The 19,318-nt window shown below is 43.7% G+C and carries 20 protein-coding genes; all 20 read right to left on the minus strand.

The window, feature by feature from the left end; all coding sequences use genetic code 11:
- Positions 1 to 6: 6 nt before the first annotated feature.
- The 20 genes from DW159_RS03635 to DW159_RS03730 all read right to left on the minus strand — a co-directional run bounded on the left by DW159_RS03635 (position 7) and on the right by DW159_RS03730 (position 19,176).
- Positions 7 to 414 (minus strand): hypothetical protein, encoded by a 408-nt coding sequence (locus DW159_RS03635; protein ID WP_117548975.1) that lies wholly within the window; start codon positions 412 to 414, stop codon positions 7 to 9.
- A gap of 90 nt (positions 415 to 504) precedes the next feature.
- Positions 505 to 1,602: a DUF3048 domain-containing protein gene (locus DW159_RS03640; RefSeq protein ID WP_015534912.1), complete on the minus strand. Its 1,098-nt coding sequence runs from the start codon at positions 1,600 to 1,602 to the stop codon at positions 505 to 507.
- On the minus strand, positions 1,589 to 2,101 hold the full coding sequence (ybeY, locus tag DW159_RS03645) for an rRNA maturation RNase YbeY (RefSeq protein WP_015534911.1): 513 nt from the start codon (positions 2,099 to 2,101) through the stop codon (positions 1,589 to 1,591). The genes DW159_RS03640 and ybeY overlap by 14 nt, the downstream gene beginning before the upstream one ends.
- 1 nt (position 2,102) lies before the next feature.
- Positions 2,103 to 3,125 (minus strand): PhoH family protein, encoded by a 1,023-nt coding sequence (locus DW159_RS03650; RefSeq protein ID WP_022216489.1) that lies wholly within the window; start codon positions 3,123 to 3,125, stop codon positions 2,103 to 2,105.
- A gap of 28 nt (positions 3,126 to 3,153) precedes the next feature.
- Complete coding sequence (locus DW159_RS03655) at positions 3,154 to 4,389, minus strand: sporulation protein YqfD (RefSeq protein ID WP_158547576.1); 1,236 nt, start codon at positions 4,387 to 4,389, stop codon at positions 3,154 to 3,156.
- 40 nt (positions 4,390 to 4,429) lie between these two features.
- Positions 4,430 to 4,705, minus strand: a complete 276-nt coding sequence (locus tag DW159_RS03660) for a YabP/YqfC family sporulation protein (RefSeq protein WP_015534910.1) — start codon at positions 4,703 to 4,705, stop codon at positions 4,430 to 4,432.
- A gap of 112 nt (positions 4,706 to 4,817) precedes the next feature.
- Positions 4,818 to 4,994: a 30S ribosomal protein S21 gene (rpsU, locus tag DW159_RS03665; protein ID WP_004851031.1), complete on the minus strand. Its 177-nt coding sequence runs from the start codon at positions 4,992 to 4,994 to the stop codon at positions 4,818 to 4,820.
- A gap of 148 nt (positions 4,995 to 5,142) precedes the next feature.
- The gene (alaS, locus tag DW159_RS03670; RefSeq protein ID WP_117548978.1) at positions 5,143 to 7,806 is read right to left on the minus strand and encodes an alanine--tRNA ligase; all 2,664 of its coding nucleotides are present in this window, start codon (positions 7,804 to 7,806) and stop codon (positions 5,143 to 5,145) included.
- An 18-nt stretch (positions 7,807 to 7,824) separates the two neighbouring features.
- On the minus strand, positions 7,825 to 9,099 hold the full coding sequence (hisIE, locus tag DW159_RS03675; RefSeq protein ID WP_117548979.1) for a bifunctional phosphoribosyl-AMP cyclohydrolase/phosphoribosyl-ATP diphosphatase HisIE: 1,275 nt from the start codon (positions 9,097 to 9,099) through the stop codon (positions 7,825 to 7,827).
- A 17-nt stretch (positions 9,100 to 9,116) separates the two neighbouring features.
- Entirely contained in the window at positions 9,117 to 9,719 is a 603-nt protein-coding gene (gene hisB / locus DW159_RS03680) for an imidazoleglycerol-phosphate dehydratase HisB (protein WP_015534907.1), read from the minus strand.
- Positions 9,720 to 9,756: 37 nt separating this feature from the next.
- Positions 9,757 to 11,049 (minus strand): histidinol dehydrogenase, encoded by a 1,293-nt coding sequence (gene hisD / locus DW159_RS03685; protein WP_117548980.1) that lies wholly within the window; start codon positions 11,047 to 11,049, stop codon positions 9,757 to 9,759.
- Positions 11,050 to 11,099: 50 nt separating this feature from the next.
- A complete protein-coding gene (hisG, locus tag DW159_RS03690; RefSeq protein WP_055144488.1) occupies positions 11,100 to 11,750 on the minus strand; it encodes an ATP phosphoribosyltransferase in 651 nt (216 codons plus the stop codon).
- 58 nt (positions 11,751 to 11,808) lie between these two features.
- Complete coding sequence (hisZ, locus tag DW159_RS03695; RefSeq protein WP_117548981.1) at positions 11,809 to 13,059, minus strand: ATP phosphoribosyltransferase regulatory subunit; 1,251 nt, start codon at positions 13,057 to 13,059, stop codon at positions 11,809 to 11,811.
- 131 nt (positions 13,060 to 13,190) lie between these two features.
- Positions 13,191 to 13,724, minus strand: a complete 534-nt coding sequence (locus DW159_RS03700; RefSeq protein WP_117548982.1) for a Holliday junction resolvase RecU — start codon at positions 13,722 to 13,724, stop codon at positions 13,191 to 13,193.
- Positions 13,725 to 14,729, minus strand: coding sequence for an RluA family pseudouridine synthase (locus tag DW159_RS03705; RefSeq protein ID WP_117548983.1), 1,005 nt, complete (start codon positions 14,727 to 14,729; stop codon positions 13,725 to 13,727).
- A 6-nt stretch (positions 14,730 to 14,735) separates the two neighbouring features.
- On the minus strand, positions 14,736 to 15,305 hold the full coding sequence (locus DW159_RS03710; protein ID WP_117548984.1) for a hypothetical protein: 570 nt from the start codon (positions 15,303 to 15,305) through the stop codon (positions 14,736 to 14,738).
- A 60-nt stretch (positions 15,306 to 15,365) separates the two neighbouring features.
- Entirely contained in the window at positions 15,366 to 16,133 is a 768-nt protein-coding gene (locus DW159_RS03715) for an SDR family NAD(P)-dependent oxidoreductase (RefSeq protein ID WP_242992608.1), read from the minus strand.
- Positions 16,130 to 17,515, minus strand: a complete 1,386-nt coding sequence (locus DW159_RS03720) for an RsmF rRNA methyltransferase first C-terminal domain-containing protein (RefSeq protein ID WP_117548986.1) — start codon at positions 17,513 to 17,515, stop codon at positions 16,130 to 16,132. The genes DW159_RS03715 and DW159_RS03720 overlap by 4 nt, the downstream gene beginning before the upstream one ends.
- An 11-nt stretch (positions 17,516 to 17,526) precedes the next feature.
- Positions 17,527 to 18,330 (minus strand): GTP pyrophosphokinase, encoded by an 804-nt coding sequence (locus tag DW159_RS03725; protein WP_022216499.1) that lies wholly within the window; start codon positions 18,328 to 18,330, stop codon positions 17,527 to 17,529.
- Between the two features lie 27 nt (positions 18,331 to 18,357).
- A complete protein-coding gene (locus tag DW159_RS03730) occupies positions 18,358 to 19,176 on the minus strand; it encodes a tetratricopeptide repeat protein (RefSeq protein ID WP_015534900.1) in 819 nt (272 codons plus the stop codon).
- Positions 19,177 to 19,318: the final 142 nt, after the last annotated feature.

The raw sequence follows: 19,318 nt of genomic DNA on the forward strand, positions 1-19,318 counted from the left end.
TACGTTTTACAGGCTGTCAATAAACCTGTTCATGTCATCTATATCATTGAAATACACGTGCTTGTGGATCAGTTCTCTTATACGTTTGTCCAATGAATCCACTGTACGAGTCGTCTCCCTGCAAAGACTGCCAAATCTGTTGTACACCGCCACATGTCCATTATAAGTGCTCACATAGAAACTGCCATGTGGTGTTCCACCCTCAGCAGCAATCACGAGCCCTCCGTAAAGCTCCGGTTCACTCTCATTTGATATGGGTAATATATGCCCGCTATCCGTACCGTCAAATTCTCTATACACACTTTTACTGTCTCCGGATCTGCACGCCGTGCTCACCACGATCTCTCTAGTTATAAAAGATAACACAAATACCGCTATAATGATAACAAAAAAATATATAATTCTTTTAAACATTACCACACCTTCTCTTCATAACAAAAAACAGAAGACAGGATATTCCATCCCATCTTCTGTCCTTGTTAATATATGTGGTTTATGTCTGTATTATTCCCATACAACTCCGGCCTTATTATCACTCTCAAATACTGTGACATAGGTCTTGCCCGGATTGAGCTGAAGTTCTTTTCCATCTGCTGTTGAATATTTTGTCACGGAGTCATCGGTTGACTTTGTCCATGTGATAGGAACGATCTTTCCATCTGAAACATAGTATCCGTCTCCTGTGCCAACGAGATCGATCATCTGTCTGTCGTGATCATCAATGCTGGTGTAGTGAGCAAACTGTATGATGATATTCTTAAATGTGAGCTGCTTTCCTGTGAGGTCATCGATCTGCTTGTCACCATACTGGAATCTGTTATATACCTTATTCTTTGAATCATATTCAAACCAAGGCTGTGTGTAAACTGACATGTTGAGTGTGAGCTTGTTTACAGACTCGCCCTCAGGAACCGTATCTTCCTCATTGAACTCAAACTTGCTCTTGTATCCCTTGTTGTGGGTAGTTGAGCATCCAAGATAATCAAGACCAGCCTTGATCATATCGCTGTTTGTGTACACATTGTGTGGAGCCTCGCGGTCTGATGATCTGTAGAAAGATACAGATCCTTCTCCACCAAGTCCGCTTATATGATCTATTCCTGTCCTGTCAAGCTCCTCCTGTCCCTGTGGAGACTGACCATAATGCATGTATATAGCGTCAAACTCCATGGCAGTTGTAACATAGTAAGGTCTGCAGCTTCTGATCGAACCGACCTTCTCAAGATTGTCATAGTCGTTGAATATTGCAAGCATTCTTGTTATTCCGCCCTCAACGACAAACTCATATAAAACATCAGCCTGGCCTATGCCTGACTGAGGAATCGCATTCTCAATATTGTTGATCATTATAGCGATCGGTCTTCCGTACTCTTCCTTTCTGTCGGTGTTCCACTCGCCTGTAAGATCATTATATACTCCCTCATGGTAAGTCTCATCAACCGCTGTGGCAGACTTCATCATATCGGCCTGTGATACATCCACCTCTGCCTTAGCCTCCGTTGTAGTGACATTCTCCTCCGTTTTCTTCGAGCCGCATCCAAAAAGTGATAATCCCATCACAAGAGCGGTTGCCAGAACTAATCCCGTCTTAATTCTCCTCATAGTCTCTTGTATATCCTTTCATTGTAAGTATTTTTTCCTGCATCTCTTCCATGACCCTGCGCTCATCGTCCTCCATATGGTCATATCCTGACAAATGGAGCATGCTGTGGGCTACAAGAAAAGCCAGCTCTCTCGTCTTTGAGTGATTGTACTCAGTTGCCTGCTCATACACCTTGTCAATAGATATAACGATATCTCCCAATAGCAGTTCATCTGTAGTAAGATCAAAGTAGTCACACCGGCTATCCTCGAGACCATCAAAGTTTCCAGGAATTGTATAATCAATCAGTGGAAATGACAGAACATCTGTCGCCCTGTCTATATTCCTCTGCTGGTTATTGATTTCATGTATGGAGTCATTGTCCGTGAGCAGCACGTTCACCTCGCAGGGATATGGACACCCAACGAATTCCAGCGAAGCCTGGACGATACTTGTTATGACATCCTCATAATTCTTAATATCAATATCTCCATACTCATTCTCAATATTAACTGACATATTATTTTCCTCTGTTTTTCTGAGCAGTTGTGGTTTTTCTAGGCTTTGCCTGTCTGCTCCTCTTATCCTCATATTTCTCATACGCATTTACGATCTTCTGCACCAAAGGATGTCTCACAACATCAAGACTCGTCAGATGGCAAATGCTTATGTCATCAATATCCTTTAACACCTTGAGTGCAACATCAAGACCTGACTGCGCGTCGTGTGGAAGATCCTTCTGTGAAAGGTCTCCTGTTATTATGGCCTTTGAGCCAAATCCTATTCTGGTAAGGAACATCTTCATCTGGGCAGGAGTGGTATTCTGGGCCTCATCCAGCACAATATACGCATTATCAAGAGTTCTTCCTCTCATGTAGGCAAGAGGAGCAACCTCGATCAGTCCCTTTTCCATATTCTTCATAAATGCATCAGCACCCATTATCTCATACAATGCATCATAGAGCGGCCTAAGATAAGGATCAACCTTGCTCTGAAGGTCACCCGGAAGAAATCCCAGTTTCTCACCGGCCTCTATGGCCGGCCTTGTAAGTATGATCCTTCCAACCTCATTATTCTTAAATGCCGTTATGGCTTTTGCCATGGCAAGATAAGTCTTTCCTGTTCCGGCAGGGCCCACTCCGAATACTATCATGGACTTTTCTATTGAATTGACATATGTTCTCTGTCCGACAGTCTTCGGTTTGATCGGCTTGCCGCTCATCGTGTGACAGATTATGTCCCTGTCAAGCTCAGCAAGACTCTCCTTAGCCTCCTGCGGGTGTTCATTGACTATCGATATAGTGTAGTCTACCTTCTGTTCATCGATGGACGAGCCACGGTCTGCCATCTGGAAGAGCTGTTCTATAACCTGAATAGACTTCTTCACACCTTCCTCGGAGCCGCTGACCTTAAGCTTGTCATCGCGAAGTATCATTGACACACTGTATTCTTTCTCAATCTTTTTTATATTGGCATCAAACTGTCCAAACACAGTCTGTATATAGTTTGATGCAACAGTTACGGATTCTGAATATTCGCTCAATACTTGTATCCCCTGTCATTATTATTTGTCAGTCAGGCTCCACCTCTTCGCTCCCCGATGTATTGTTTACGTCAATATATCTCGGCACAGCAACCGGAAGTCTGATACTGATATCGCCTTCAGCCGAAGCCTCACCGCGTTCATTAGTAATAATAACATTTTTTCGGACAATTTGCACCCCTTTTTCTTGCATTTTGCCAATATAAACATGCAGATGCTGGTTAAGTCTGTCTTTCTGCTCCTTCTCCGTAAGCTTACGTGTATTTACTTTATAGAATACTTTTCGCTCTATATTCACGGATAACGGAAAATACATATCGCCGATATGCAGCCGTTTTTCCTCGGCGGAAAGGTCGTATGAACCGTCGGAAGCAGCAGTTTTATACGGTGTAAACACCCGGCGTCCAATTTTTATATCTACTTTGTTTACCTTCCTGTCTGTAGTCTCCTTTTCCTGGAGATCACTCTCAACCACATCTCTGTACTCTACATCACAAAGACCATATATCTCTCCGGAAGCAGGTACAAACACCGTATCCACAACCTCACTGTCATCATTGTATATGTTAACTGTTCCCGATATAAGAGTATCCCCTTTTTTCACTTCATCTCCAACCGATGCAACAGGCGTCCCCGCCGATGCAACAAGGGAATAGATCGTACAATCCATTGTGGCCACGAGATCACACGGTCTGCCATCTTCCGGAACTGTAAATACATCCACGGACTCCTTGAGCGCAACTGTAAGCTTTGTCCCACTGATGCTGCAGGACGCCCAGCATATCTCACCAAGATTATCCGTCAGCATGTCTGTCAGCTCACTCAGATCAATACTCTTTTTCCGATGTCCATAGCACGGATACTCCATCTCAATAAGATTTTCAACTTCCTCACTTGTATAATCCTCACATCCATCAATTTCTATGTACCATACATACCCTGATTCCCAGTATACAAACAGCAAAAACAATAAAACTCCGAGCAATATCGAGATTCTCTTCCTATTGCCCAGCAAAACGGTTCTCAGAGTCTTCTTCTCAGCTATTCGGATATCTATCATACATTTGTCCGCTATCTCTTCAAGTCTTTTTCTGTCATCGGAGTATATGCAGAAGTTTTCCGCCTTGCCATTCCATTTACTGTCATTCTGTTTACTGCCATTCTTTTTTCTGTTCTTCTTTACATCCCTCTCGCACCATGTACGTATTCCTTTATGGCTGCATATATTCATCAGGCGCAGAGCTGCGCGGCTGTCACAGCTCACATAGCACACACCTCTTATTTCCCTTCTAATATTCATGCAGTCACACTGTCAGCCAATCTACACTGTTTATCGAACCGCATATTTTCACTTCATAGGATGCGTAGTAAGCGATCTGTAATCTTTCCCCATATATATTCAATATCCCTTTCCGGGTCTTAACAGACACTCTCTCGTCGTCAGAGTAGATCACATGTCTGAAATTCTCTATCACCAGCTCATCATTGTTGAACATGGTGAGTCTGGAGGTCGTTCCCGCCGAGTCCGGACACCAGCACGGAGGTTCAAATGCTATAACTTTTTTCGCTCTGTCTTTCATGAATACCACCATAACGCTTTTGGAACATTATATGAATACACATAAAAAAAGAGTACCGAATAAACTCGGTACTCTTAGAAATCAATTTAAAATCAAATATATATACTATGATTTATTTGTACTTGCGCTTTCTAGCTGCCTCTGACTTCTTCTTACGCTTTACACTAGGCTTTTCGTAATGCTCTCTCTTACGAATCTCCTGCTGAATACCAGCCTTCGCACAATTTCTCTTAAATCTGCGAAGAGCGCTATCTAAGTTTTCGTTCTCTTTAACTATTACACTTGACATTCTCTCACCTGACCTCCCTCCAGTTGTAAAATTATGCTACCAAATAACAACTGATTGGGTATTTTTAAGCACAAAATGTATTATATACATAAAATTCCTAATCGTCAACAGGAAAATGACAAATTAATAAAATATCTGTCACGAAACCTTAAGCTATCTGATTCTGAGCCTCTGTAACCGCCTGGGCAAGAGCTGCCTCGATTCCATCAGGATTCTTTCCACCGGCCTGAGCCATGTTAGGACGACCACCGCCGCCACCACCTACAAGGCCAGCCACAGCCTTGATGATATTACCGGCATGGGCTCCCTTAGCAACTGCGCCGTCTGTAGCCATGGCAATGAGATTTACCTTGCCATCCTTTGCAGATGCAAGAACAACAACGCTGTCACCAAGCTTGCTCTTGAAGTCATCTCCGAGGTTTCTCAGTGAATTCATATCTGTATCTGGGATAGCCGCTGTGAGGATCTTGATTCCGTCCTTGTCTATAGCACTTGAAAGAACGTCTCCAGCTGCCTCCTTTGCCATCTTATCCTTGAGCTTCTTATTCTCATTCGTAAGCTCCTTAACCTCTGCAAGAAGCTGTTCTATTCTTGATGCCACACCATGGATATCAGTCTTAGCTGCCTTTGCAGCATCCATGAGCTCCTGCTCTACATTTCTGTAGTAATCAAGTGCTCCGACAGATGTAAGTGCCTCGATACGTCTTGTACCTGCGGCCACACCGGCCTCTGATATGATCTTGAATGTCTTTATGGCTCCTGTGCTGGCAACATGTGTACCACCACAGAGCTCCTTTGAGAAGTCTCCCATTGATACCACACGGACCTTCTCACCATACTTCTCACCAAACAGAGCCATGGCTCCGGTCTTCTTAGCCTCATCTACAGACATTACATCCGTGCATACAGGTATATCGAGCTGGATCTGCTCATTTACAATATCCTCAACCTTCTTGATCTCTTCCTTAGTCATCGCCTGATCATGTGAAAAGTCGAATCTCAGTCTTCCCGGCTCAACGAGTGAACCTGCCTGCTCTATATGATCTCCGAGAACCATCTTGAGTGCTCTCTGAAGAAGATGTGTTGCGGAATGGTTGTTACATATGAGTGCTCTGTTCTCAGCATCAACTGTGAGTTCTGCCTCATCACCAACATTGAGTTCGCCTGACTCAACATAACCGATATGTGCGATCTTGCCGCCTACAACCTTGACAGTATCCTCAACAACGAATGTACCGTTCTCTGTCTTGATGATTCCCTTATCACCGATCTGACCACCCATGGTAGCGTAGAAAGGTGTCTCAGGAACTATAACTGAAGCCTGTGCTCCCTCAGATACAGTATCTGCAAGAACTGACTTCTTATCATCACCCTCACCAACCTCTGTTGTGATGGCTGATATAGTTGACTTGTATGTCAGCTTGTCATATCCGACAAACTCAGATGTCATGTCAACAGGAAGCTGCTCATATACGGTTGCGTCTGCACCCATGTATGTTGTGGTCTTTCTGGCCTTTCTTGCAGTCTCCTTCTGGATATTCATGCACTCGGTGAATCTGTCCTCATCAACCTCGATCCCCTCCTCCTCGAGGATCTCCTTTGTGAGATCAAGAGGGAATCCATAGGTGTCATAGAGCTTGAATGCCTTGTCACCTGAGAGAACCTTCTCACCTGCAGCCTTAGTCTCGTCTATATAATCCTTGAGGATTGCAAGACCTGTATCTATGGTCTTATTGAAGCTCTCCTCTTCCTTGTCTATCTTATTGAAGATATATTCCTTCTTCTCACTGAGTTCAGGATATGCATCCTCTGACACCTCGATAACTGTCTTTGCAAGCTCTGACAGAAACTTGCCATTGATGCCGAGAAGTCTTCCGTGTCTTGCAGCACGTCTGAGAAGACGTCTAAGAACATAACCACGGCCCTCGTTCGATGGAACGATACCATCTGATGTCATGAATGTAACTGAACGGATATGATCAGTTATAAGTCTGATCGATACATCCTTCTCATGATCTGTCTCATATTCCACGCCTGCCATCTCACATACCTTGTCGCGGAGAGCCTTGATCGTATCAACATCAAATATAGAATCAACATCCTGAACAATAACTGCGAGTCTCTCAAGACCCATACCTGTATCTATGTTCTTCTGCTCAAGCTCTGTGTAGTTGTTGTGTCCGTCATTGTTGAACTGTGTAAATACATTGTTCCAAACCTCCATGTATCTGTCACAGTCACAGCCTACAGTACAGCCAGGCTTACCGCAGCCATACTTCTCGCCTCTGTCATAGTAAACCTCTGAACAAGGACCACAAGGACCAGCTCCGTGCTCCCAGAAGTTGTCCTCCTTGCCGAATCTGAATATACGGTCAGCATCGACACCGATCTCCTTATTCCATATATCAAATGCCTCATCGTCATCCTGGTAAACCGATGGATAGAGTCTGTTCTTGTCAAGTCCTACAACCTCTGTGAGGAACTCCCATGTCCATGATATAGCCTCATGCTTGAAATAATCGCCAAATGAGAAATTACCCAGCATCTCAAAGAATGTACCATGACGGGCTGTCTTACCTACATTCTCGATATCTCCTGTTCTGATACACTTCTGACATGTTGTCACACGTCTTCTAGGTGGTACCTCCTGACCTGTAAAGTAAGGCTTAAGTGGTGCCATACCTGAATTGATCAGCAGTAAGCTGTTGTCATTGTGTGGAATAAGTGAAAAGCTCTTCATTCTAAGATGACCCTTGCTCTCCATGAATTCCAGGAACATTTTTCTCAGTTCGTTCACGCCATAATTTTGCATTGTCTAATATCCTCCACTCTATCTTCTGTCAGCCAGTTCTTCTGTAATATCTTTCCAGCTGATTCCTCTCTCTACCATCAGACACATGAGATGATAAAGGAAGTCAGATATTTCATATTTTATATCCTCTGAATCAGGATTCTTGGCAGCTATGACTATCTCCGTAGCTCCCTCACCGACCTTCTTCAGGATCTTGTCAATACCCTTGCCGAACAGATAATTGGTATAAGAATCATCTCCTGGCTGATCCTTTCTGTCGCGTATGGTATTGTATACCTCCTCGAATACCTTCATAGGATTGGTATCATTGTACTCCTTTCTCACCAGATCTGTAAAGAAACAAGTACGGCTGCCTGTATGACACGCAGCTCCTATTTGTGACACCTTGGCAAGTATGGTGTCCTTGTCACAGTCTATCGTAAGAGATTTGACAAACTGATAATGACCGGATGTATCACCCTTGGTCCACAGCTCATTGCGGCTGCGGCTCCAGTATGTCATGCGTCCTGTTCTGATGGTCTTCTCATACGACTCCTTGTTCATATAAGCGACCATGAGCACTTCACCGGTCTTATAGTGCTGTGTAACACATGGAATAAGTCCATCCGAATTGAGTTTGAACGCCTCAAAAGGCATGGACGATTCAAACAGATCCACATCTATATTTGCCTCACGGCAACGCTGTTTAATCTCCATTATATCCATCTTCTGGAGATTGTACAGAGAAATTGATTCAGCATTTGTCTCATTGAGCATCTCTGCCACAGCTTCCCCGTTAGTGGAATATGTAGAAACTATAACAGGAAGTGCAACATTTTCTCTTATGGATTTTACTATATCCAAATATTCCGGCACCATGTTGTTGTGAAGCAGCAGAAGTTCTCCCGCTCCAAGCGCCTTCAGTTTTCTGGCATATCCGACAGGATCATCACACTCACTCAGATCTATAGTACAGATTATTCGCTCTGAACCAAATCTGTCAGAAGCCTCAGTGACAAGCTCCGGCGTGTTCAGTGCCGCAGATTTCATACATACCTTGGATGCACCTGCATACAGAAGCTTCTTGACATCTTCAAGCTCCCTCACACCGCCACAGGCAATAAGTGGAATATCAACACTGTCACATATCTGTCTTATAATGGCAACATTGGGTTCTCTGCCATCTTTTGTTGCCTTGCTGTCAAAATAAGCTATCTCATCAGCTCCGGCATCATTGTAATATTTTGCCATCTCGACCGCATTGTTCAGATCCAGACATGGAATTATCTTTTTGCAGATCATATCATTATCCATAGTGAACCAGCACCTCCTTAAAGTGTGCCCTTTGTAGAAAGCACCTTTCCGTTTAATCTTCTGTCATAAGTTGTCGCCTCATCAAGAGCCTTCGCAAATGCCTTGAATGCGGCCTCTATGATGTGGTGATCGTTCTCCCCTGAGAACTGCTTAATATTGAGATTCATCTCAGCAGCGTATGATACTGCATAGAAGAATTCCTTGACCATCTGTGTGTCGAAGTATCCAACCCTCTCTGTGCGGAGGTTCAGATCATAGACAAGATATGGTCTTCCCGACAGATCTATGGCACACATTACGAGAGTCTCGTCCATCGGCAGGAAGAAATTGCCAAATCTCTTGATGGCCTTCTTGTCTCCAAGAGCCTCCTTGATGGCCTTGCCCAGCACAATTCCCACATCCTCAATGGTGTGGTGACAATCCACATACAGATCTCCCTTGACTGTAACGTTGAGATCAAAGAAACCATGCTTCGCAAAACTTGTGAGCATGTGGTCAAAGAAACCGATTCCTGTGTCGATCTTTGACTGTCCTTTTCCATCTATATTAAACTCGAGGGTTATGTCTGTCTCGTTTGTCGTTCTTGTACATTTGGCGATTCTAGCTGCTTTCTCTGCCATATTCCTGTCTCCTTCCCATATTCTATATCATTATGTCTTATTTTTCAAATCTTACTGCTATTGAATTGGCATGTGCTGTGAGCTGCTCAGCTTTGGCAAATGCTTCAATGTCAGTGTGAACTGCCTCAAGTGCCTCTCTTGAATAGTAGATTATGCTGGATTTCTTGATGAAATCGTCTACTGAAAGCGGTGAGAAGAACTTTGCTGTACCGTTTGTTGGAAGTACATGGTTAGGGCCTGCAAAGTAATCTCCAAGAGGCTCTGATGAGTATTCTCCGATAAATATAGCTCCAGCATTCTTCACTCTTGTCATCACGTCAAATGGATTGGCTGTGACGATCTCGAGATGCTCTGATGCAATGTCGTTGACAGCATCTATGGCATCGCTCATGTTGTCTGCAAGAAGAATATACCCGTAATTGTCTATAGACTTTCTCATTATCTCTTTTCTTGAAAGCTCATCGATGAACTTGTCAACCTGAACTGATACCTTCTCGGCAAGCTCCTCTGATGTGGTCACAAGTATGGCTGATGCCATCTCGTCATGCTCTGCCTGTGACAGCAGATCTGCAGCCACGTATCTAGAATTGGCAGTCTCATCGGCAAGTACCATTACCTCTGATGGGCCGGCTATGGAATCTATGCTGACATGTCCGTATACGGCACGCTTTGCAAGAGCGACAAATATGTTTCCAGGACCAACTATCTTGTCAACCTTAGGTACTGACTCTGTTCCGTATGCAAGGGCAGCTATGGCCTGCGCGCCGCCTGCCTTGTATATCTCATCCACTCCTGCTTCCTTTGCTGCAACGAGTGTTGTGGCGTACACCTCACCCTCAGCATTACATGGAGTTGTCATGACTATCTTCTCAACGCCTGCAACCTTTGCCGGCATAACATTCATCAGAACTGATGAAGGGTAAACAGCCTTTCCACCCGGAACATAGACACCTACAGATGCAAGTGCTGTAACCTTCTGTCCGAGAAGAGTTCCATTTGGCTTGGAGTCAAACCAGCTATACTGCTTCTGCTTCTCATGGTACTCCCAAATGTTCTTCTTGGCTTTTCTGATAACGTCCAGGAGCTCAGGGCTGACCTGTGTATATGCGTAGTCTATCTCCTCCTGTGTAACCTTCACGTTATCTGCTGTTATTTCTGCCTTGTCGAACTTCTTTGTGTATGAGAAGAGTGCGGCATCACCGTTATCCCTCACATCGTCAACTATTCCCTGTACAGTCTCTGCATAATTACCGAAATTACTTGGACTTCTCTTTAGAAGATTCTTCAGAAGATCCTTCTTTGTCTCTGCATTAAGCTTTACGATTCTCATCTCTGTTATGCCTCCGTGTGATTATCAATTTGTTATATTATCTATATATGTTACTTGTTCTCTTCCTTTATAAGTCTGTTGAGATCTTCCAACAGCTTGTGTATCCTCTCATTCTCCATCTTGAGACTTACCTGGTTCACAACCATGCGGGCTGAGAGTGGACAAACTTCCTCAAGCACCTCAAGTCCATTCTCCCTGAGTGTGCTTCCTGTCTCAACTATATCTACGATCACCTCTGAAAGTCCAACTATAGGAGCGAGCTCCACTGAACCATTGAGCTTGATTATCTCAACTGTCTGGTGCTTACGGTTGTTGAAGTAATCCTTTGCGATCACCGGATACTTACTTGCAACTCTTATTATCTCATTCTTCTTGAGAAGCTCTCTGGCAGATGCCGGTCCGCATACACACATGCGGCACTTTCCGAAACCGAGATCCATGACCTCATACAGGTTTCTTCCCTCCTCAAGTATTGTGTCCTTACCTACAACGCCTATATCGGCCGCACCATATTCTACATAAGTAGGAACATCTGTGGCCTTTGACAGGAAGAACTTCATCTTAAGCTCCTCGTTCACAAATATAAGCTTTCTTGTGTCGGGATCCTTCATCTCCTCACATGTTATACCTATCTGTTCAAGCAGCGCAAGTGTCTTTTTTGCAAGTCGCCCCTTAGCAAGGGCAAATGTTAAATATCTCATCTCTCCATAACCTTTCATCTAATTCAATCTATTCTCAATCAAGCCGTAAAAGTTTCTTCTATAAATTGCCATCCCACTTGGAGTGTGATCGGCTTATCAGATCGTATGCCACCGCATCGCCTGACTGCTCAAAATATATAAGGCCTGAGAAATGTTCTCTTCCCGCATACTCAATATAGTCGTCAACAGATTTCTTCTGTGACTTTCTTATGAGTTCTATCTTCCGTCCCTCACTTCTGAGCTTCATGCCGGCCTTGATCGCCTTGCCCTGATTCTCTATATCATAGAGGATGATCGTATTGGAATAATCCACATCTATGTCTATATTCTGTCTGTTCATGGCCATTATGAGCTCCTCAACAGTGAAGGCAAAACCGATAGACGGTGCATCCTTTCCAAACTGTTTAAGGAGGTTATTGTAACGGCCGCCCTTGACAACAGCGTCACCGGTTCCGTAAGTATATCCGCGGAATATGATTCCTGTATAGTAGTTGTATCCGTCAAGCATACCGAGATCAAAGCTTATGTGATCCTGATATCCATAGCACTCAAGAGCTGCATATACTCTTCTGAGTCTCTTCACAGCTTCAAGTGATGTCTCATTTGACACATATCCCTCTGCCTTGTCAAGCATGGATATTCCGCCGAACAGAGAGTCAAATGCAACAAATGCTTTCTTAAGAGATTCACTTATATCAAGCGCATCCACATATTCCTCAAGTCCGAAGAAGTTCTTGATGTGGATATACTCCTTTATCTGATTCTCCTCGTCCTCACTGATTCCCGACTCAGCCACAAGCCCCTTGAAGTAGTCGATCTGGCCTATCTCGATCTGGAAATCACTGATCCCGATCTCGTTGAAGCAGTCTATCACAGTTGCGATTATCTCAGCGTCAGCAGCGGATGAATCATCATTTACAAGCTCGGCACCGATCTGTGTAACTTCCTTAAGCTTACCCTGAAGCTTAAGTGTATTGGTATATGTGTTACCCGTATAGCAGAGTCTGACCGGAAGCTCCTCATCGGCATAATACTTTGCAACACATCTTGCTATCGAAGGTGTTATATCAGGTCTGAGCACCAGAGTATTGTTGTCCCTGTCAAAGAACTTGTACATCTCATTGGAAGGTGCTGAGCCCTTGTCTCTGTTAAATATATCAAAAAACTCGAATGTAGGTGTCTCTATATCATGATAGCTGTATAACTCCAGAATATGGTGGAGTTCATGCATAACCTTTCTCTTCTTCTTACATTCTACATCGTAGGTGTCCCTCACTCCATCCGGGGTCTGTAACAGTTTGTCCTGCATAATCATATCTCCTTGTCAATTAAACTTTGCCATGCTTCACGTTCTTCATTTTAATTCATCACATTAAAGTGATAATTTGCTACTTTGGTAGCACGTCAACGTGCACATTATATTAAAGCGCATTGTATTTGTCAACCTCTATCATCAAGATCCCTGCTTAGAGGTTCAAGATAATGTACCAATGCACCACCATTGGCTCTTATAAAGAAATTGGGATCAAGTTCATTGTACTTGAAGTTGTTGGCATGCCCATTCTGGACTCTCTCAAGATATCCCTTAAGCTCCTCGAATCTCATATAATACAGTTCATTTCGTCCCGAGAACATTATGATAAGGAAGCTTACACCGTTCTGTCTCTCGAAATCCTCCATGAACCTTATCTGATGCTCATGAATGTTGCGCATTGTAAATGTGTCAGTGGCACATTCCTTCGCATCGAAACATACCGGAACTCCCTGGACAACACCTATATAGTCGACGGTTGAATCCTTCTCGAAATACGCCAGAGTGATCTGGCTGCTGTCCTTGTCAATCTTTATCGGCGTGATAGGTGTCGGGATCTTCTGGACCAGCGCAAGGTTCTTCTGTCTGTAATATTCATTTGTGTGGTTTATCATATCCTCCAGTGTGGAGCCACGAAGTCCTCGCGAATTCCATGTAGCCATCTATTCAAACAAATCCTTTTCTATTCTTTTATACATATCAGGCTTGAATGCTGAGAAGCTCTTGCCCGTCAGATAGTCCAGTCCACCGACAACATCGGTAAACTCCACCTCGCCGCAGTGCAGAATCTGGTTTCTAAGCTTGTATGTCTGTCTAAAATATATGTTTGTCTCCCTGTCACCATACTTCTGGTCACCGACCACCGGATACCCCATGTGCTGGAGCTGTGCCCTTATCTGGTGGGTCTTACCCGTTATGAGCTTTACCTTAAGCTCTGTATATTTTCCATTTGTTCTGACCGGCTGGAATATGGTATGGATCTTATCATAGCCCAAGTCCCCGGCAGCCCTGCGTATCTCCTCCACGCTGTCACGTATTGTCACAGTGTTCTTCTTATCATCCTTCACGAGATATGCCGTAATATCCTGCGTCTCCGCCATATTACCCTTGACTATGGTGTAGTAATATTTGTCTATGCGTCTCTCCCTTATGATCCTCGACAGCTCCTGGCTTCCCATAAGTGACACACCACACAGAACAAGGCCGGAGGTATTCCTGTCCAGCCTGTTGCATATAGATGGCTTGAAGGTTCTGAGCTGAGTCTCAGTTATATACTCATTGTCAAGCAGATAATCGATGACACTCTCATTGATCGAGTAATCGTCCTTCGATGCCTTCTGTGACAATACACCCGCCGGTTTATTGACTATAAGTATGTTGTGGTCGTGATATATGATCTCCGGTTTAAACCTGTTTCCACCTGTGGAAGCACCGGCTCTCACGCTGTCATCCCTGAATGATTCTATGGTCTCATCCGACAGATAGAGCTGTATCACATCCCCAACATACACGATCTCATTTCCAACCGCCTTGCCATTATTAAGTTTTATGTTTTTCTTTCTTATCATCCTGTAGACGAAGCTTGAAGGAGCCTTGTTAAGGTACTTCATGACCAGCTTGTTAAGCCTCTGGCCGGCTTCGTTCTTTGAAATAACTATCTCTCTCATTTTTTTCTATATTCCCAGCTCATATAATCTGTTTCTGATCTTCTCATCGGCACCGACAAATTCATCTGAAGGTGCTTTGATCTTCTCGGCCTTTGCCACAAAACCATCAATGTCTGTGGCTATGATCACAACATATTTTTTCTGGTCTGCCAGAGCCTCTGTAATGATCTTCTTGAGCGCTGCCTCATCAGGTATCTTTTTGCCATATCCACCATTGTAGTAAAACAACATTCTGCCATCTCTTATGACCGCAGCAGGGAAATACAATATTCCCTCGTACCTGCTTATCGACACATCATATACAAGTGACGGATCCCCAAAGTATGATAACTTCTCAATTTTAGCGTACTCATTCTTCGTGAGTTCCTTGAACCCCGCACACATTATGTATGCCACAAGCTGTTTTGCGAGCGGCAGGGCGACGAGTATCGGTATGACTATAAATACAGTCTTTCTTGTGTCAAACATAGCCACAGTAAAGAATACTCCGGCTATAACAAACAATCCAAGTACAATGATACTTATAAGAACATTTCTCTTATGCCTGTTCATGTATCCGTGTTGTCCTTTTTCCATATCATCCTCCATTTATCTCTGGTCTGGCTGTAGAGCTATGTCCGCCTGCAGCCCATATATCTACTTCATAAATCTGATCAGCAAATTGTGAGGCAGGTATTTGCTCACAAGTCTGAACGCCTTCATGAGCGGTGAATAAACTGATATATCACTCATGTAATATGCGTCAAATAATGCTCTTTTTACGACCTTGACAGGATTTGCTCTGAGCACCATCTTGTAAGGCTTTGACTTGGTATACTTCTGGGCAACGTCAAAGAACTCTGTCTTGACAGGTCCCGGACATACAGCCGTAACTGTGATTCCCCTGCCTGCAAGCTCTCTGTTAAGTGCCCTTGAAAAGCTTAAAACCATCGACTTTGATGCCGCATATATTGCAAATGATGGCTGAGGCAGGAACGCCGCTGACGAAGCAAGATTGATTATATTTGATGGGTCTGCCATATATGGCAATGAAATATGAGTTATGGCTGCCAGCGCCTTGCAGTTGAGGTCAAGCATTCCCGTGACATCGTCCACTGTCATATTCTCAAAATGTCCCGCTATTCCATATCCGGCCGCATTGACCAGGACTCTTATTGACGGATCCTGTCTCTCGAGAAGATTTCTGTAGAATTTGATATCTGCTTCCTTTGTGAGGTCAAGCGCAAGTATCCTGACAAGCTTTCCGCTGACTGCATTTATCTCAGCCTTTACCTCTGCAAGCCTGTCCTTTCTTCTGGCGATAAGCCATATCTCGTCGACAGTTCTGTATTTCTGTGCTATCTGAATTGCAAATTCTCTTCCAATCCCTGAAGATGCTCCTGTGATTATAGCTACCTTTCTCATGACATCATCCTCCATCCCGATAAATATTTGTTTTTTAATACTCCTCTGTTGTTCTTGGCCCACCCGAGCGGATATCCATCCACGCAGACAAGCACATACCCATTCTCTATATCCTGATCATCTTCCAGCTCGACGGTCTCTCCCTTTAAATACTTTATGACCCTTATGTCATCCGCCGAAAAACTCACAACATTGTCAAACTGATCTGACTTGAGATACATCGCAAGTGACTGACTCGGTTCAAATCTGTTCTTCTTGACCTCACCGAGGAACAGTCCATGCCTCAAAAGCCTGAGTCCCTTAACATCAGGCATTCCCTCTGATATATAATAAAGTCTTCCCTTATTTTCCTCTATCCTGTCTGTCTTTATACCCGCAGACTCAGATACATGCTTTATAAATGCGATGAAATCCTCATCCGGCCTGTATGACTTGAACGAGTATGTTAAGTTTCCTCTATATGAGTCATCCTGATCCTTTTCAAACAGAGCTATGAAATGACCTTCGCCCTTCACGTGATGAGGCCACAGTCTTGAACACTTCACAAGCTCAGGATTGCCGGTCTCTCCCCAGGCCGGATTGCCGTCATCAAATTTCTCATATTTAGGAAAATCCACAAGATGCATACTGTCATCTATCGACAGCAGATACTCCACCGACCTCTCATCCTCCTCGGGGGAAAATGTACATGTGGAATAAAGCAGCTTTCCGCCCGGTTTCAGCATCTTGCACGCTTCATTTAATATTCCTCTCTGCAGTCCGGCAAAAAGTTCAGTTCCGTTGTTCTCCCATGCAGTCATCATCGATGAAGATTTTCTGAACATGCCCTCTCCGGAACACGGTGCATCTATAAGTATCTTATCGAATGTACCCTCAAATGCCTTTGACAGATTATTTGGAGGTTCACTTACCACACACATGTTTCCTATTCCGAAAAGTTCCAGGTTCTTCAGAAGCGCCTTGGCTCTCGAGTTGCTTATATCATTGGATATAAGTATTCCCGTGCCATTAAGCTTCGCCGCAAGCTCGGTGGATTTGCCTCCCGGTGCCGCGCATATATCTAGTACCACATCTCCATCCTCTATATCCAGAACGCTGGCAGGTGTCATGGCACTTGGCTCCTGTATATAATAGAGCCCCGCATAATAGTATGGATGCTTGGACGGCGTATACTTCCTGTGATCATAGTAAAAACCATTCTTAGTCCACGGCACAGGCTCCAGCTCGAAAGGACTTATCTTCAGAAAGTCCTCCACGGATATCTTGGATGTATTCACCCTGATTCCATGATACATATCACTGTCAAAACACTTTATATAATCCTCGTATTCATCGCCAAGCTGTATTCTGATCCTCTCGTCAAACGCCTTTGGTAAAGCCATAACAAACTCCTTTATCTTACGCTCTGGGCCTTGTAACCCTCAGCTATTATGTCAAGCTGCTTTGCAAAATTCTCAAGCAGCTCCATATCATCCTTCTTATATATAGAATAAAACTCATCCTGAATCTTCTGGATCTCTCTTGGATTTCCCACCTTGTACAGATTCTGGATATTCACAATGATCTCCGAAACTATATTCGCCTTGATATTGAACGAATTCTGTGCATCCATGATCTCTCCGCGGACATAAGACATCTCCCTGTCAAGTGCAACGGTGGCATCCGCAGCGTTCTTGAGCTTCGCCCTTATATCCTCTGGAATTCCCTTCCTGTACTTGTACTGCAATGAATGTTCTATGGTTGCCCAAAAGTTCATCGCCATTGTCCTTATCTGGATCTCCGCCTGTATGGTGGTGCATCCATTTACCGTATATACATCGTAATCAAGTATGATGTGATAGCTCTGATAGCCGCTGGCCTTGGCATTTGCTATATAATCCTTCTCCTCGCGTATCCTCATGTCCTGTCTGCCACGTATGATCTCAACCACCTTGCTGATATCCTCGGTGAACTGGCACATGATCCTGATTCCGGCTATGTCATCCATCTCCTCAACGATCCGGTCCATAGGAATATTCTTCTTCTGAAGCTTATCGATAATACTGGAGACCGTTTTCACCCTTCCGGTCACACTCTCTATAGGTGAGTATTTTCCCATACTCTTGTACTGCATTATTATGTGGTTGAACTTCACGAGAAGCTCATCAACCGCCTGCTCGTAAGGAGACAGTATCTCCTTCCAAAGCTGAATCTCCATATAAAATAACTCCTCCCAATACAAATACTACTGTGACACTCTTGTGCTCAGGAATGTATACTCCTTCTGTCCTTTCTCATAATCCGGATACTCAGACACAAGCTGTCCCGCTATCTCATAAGCCTTATCGTAATCCTCGTTCTTCTCATAATATGTTATCTCAAGCATCAGGAGCTCTTTTCTGTATATCTTGTCTCCACTGTCAAGTCCATTTGTAATATATGCGATCGCTGACTCCATATCACCGTTATTCAGATAATATGAACCGTACATGGCATATACATACGAGTTGAATCCAAATGTCTGGACATATTTTTCATAGCTCTCAAACATCTTATCGGATTCATCAGTAACTGCGTAGCATGTTCCTATGTACATATAAAGCTCCGGATATGTCTCCGCCTGCTTCAGAAGCACATCGAGAGCCCCGCCATAATTTCCCTGTGAGAAATCACTGAGTGCAGTTGCCAGCTCCTTCAAATCTTTTACATTAGAACCGGTAAATGAATCCTGTATCAATTCGTTGTATGTATTTGCGGCCTCTGTGTACTGCGCGCTCTTGAGATACGCATCAGCCAGATACAGCTTTATATTCTGATCCTTTTTCTTTGAGAACAACTGATTCTCTGCCAAGGCATTGTCAAATGAATCTATTGCCTCCTGATACGAACCTGACTTGTAATATTTTACGCCCTGATCGTAAAGTTCATCCTTCTGTGACACTATTGCCGATATGGCGTAAGAGATCAGCAATACAGCCACACATGCAAGTATCACCAATGCAAAAATAAGTTTATAGTTGATCTTTCTTCTCTCTTTAAATATGCTGCGTTTACGTCTAGACATATGTTATCTCCTTTGAATCACAGTATTTTTATTACACGGCATAGCTACCGCAGTTTATACATCATTTTATATTAGCACAATCCAACAATAATATAAAGTAAAAAAGCGGCTTTGCTGATTTTCATCAGCAAAACCGCCCTCA

The sequence above is a fragment of the Coprococcus sp. AM14-16 genome, assembly GCF_003434675.1.
In the GTDB taxonomy this organism is placed as follows: Bacteria; Bacillota; Clostridia; order Lachnospirales; family Lachnospiraceae; genus Coprococcus; species Coprococcus aceti.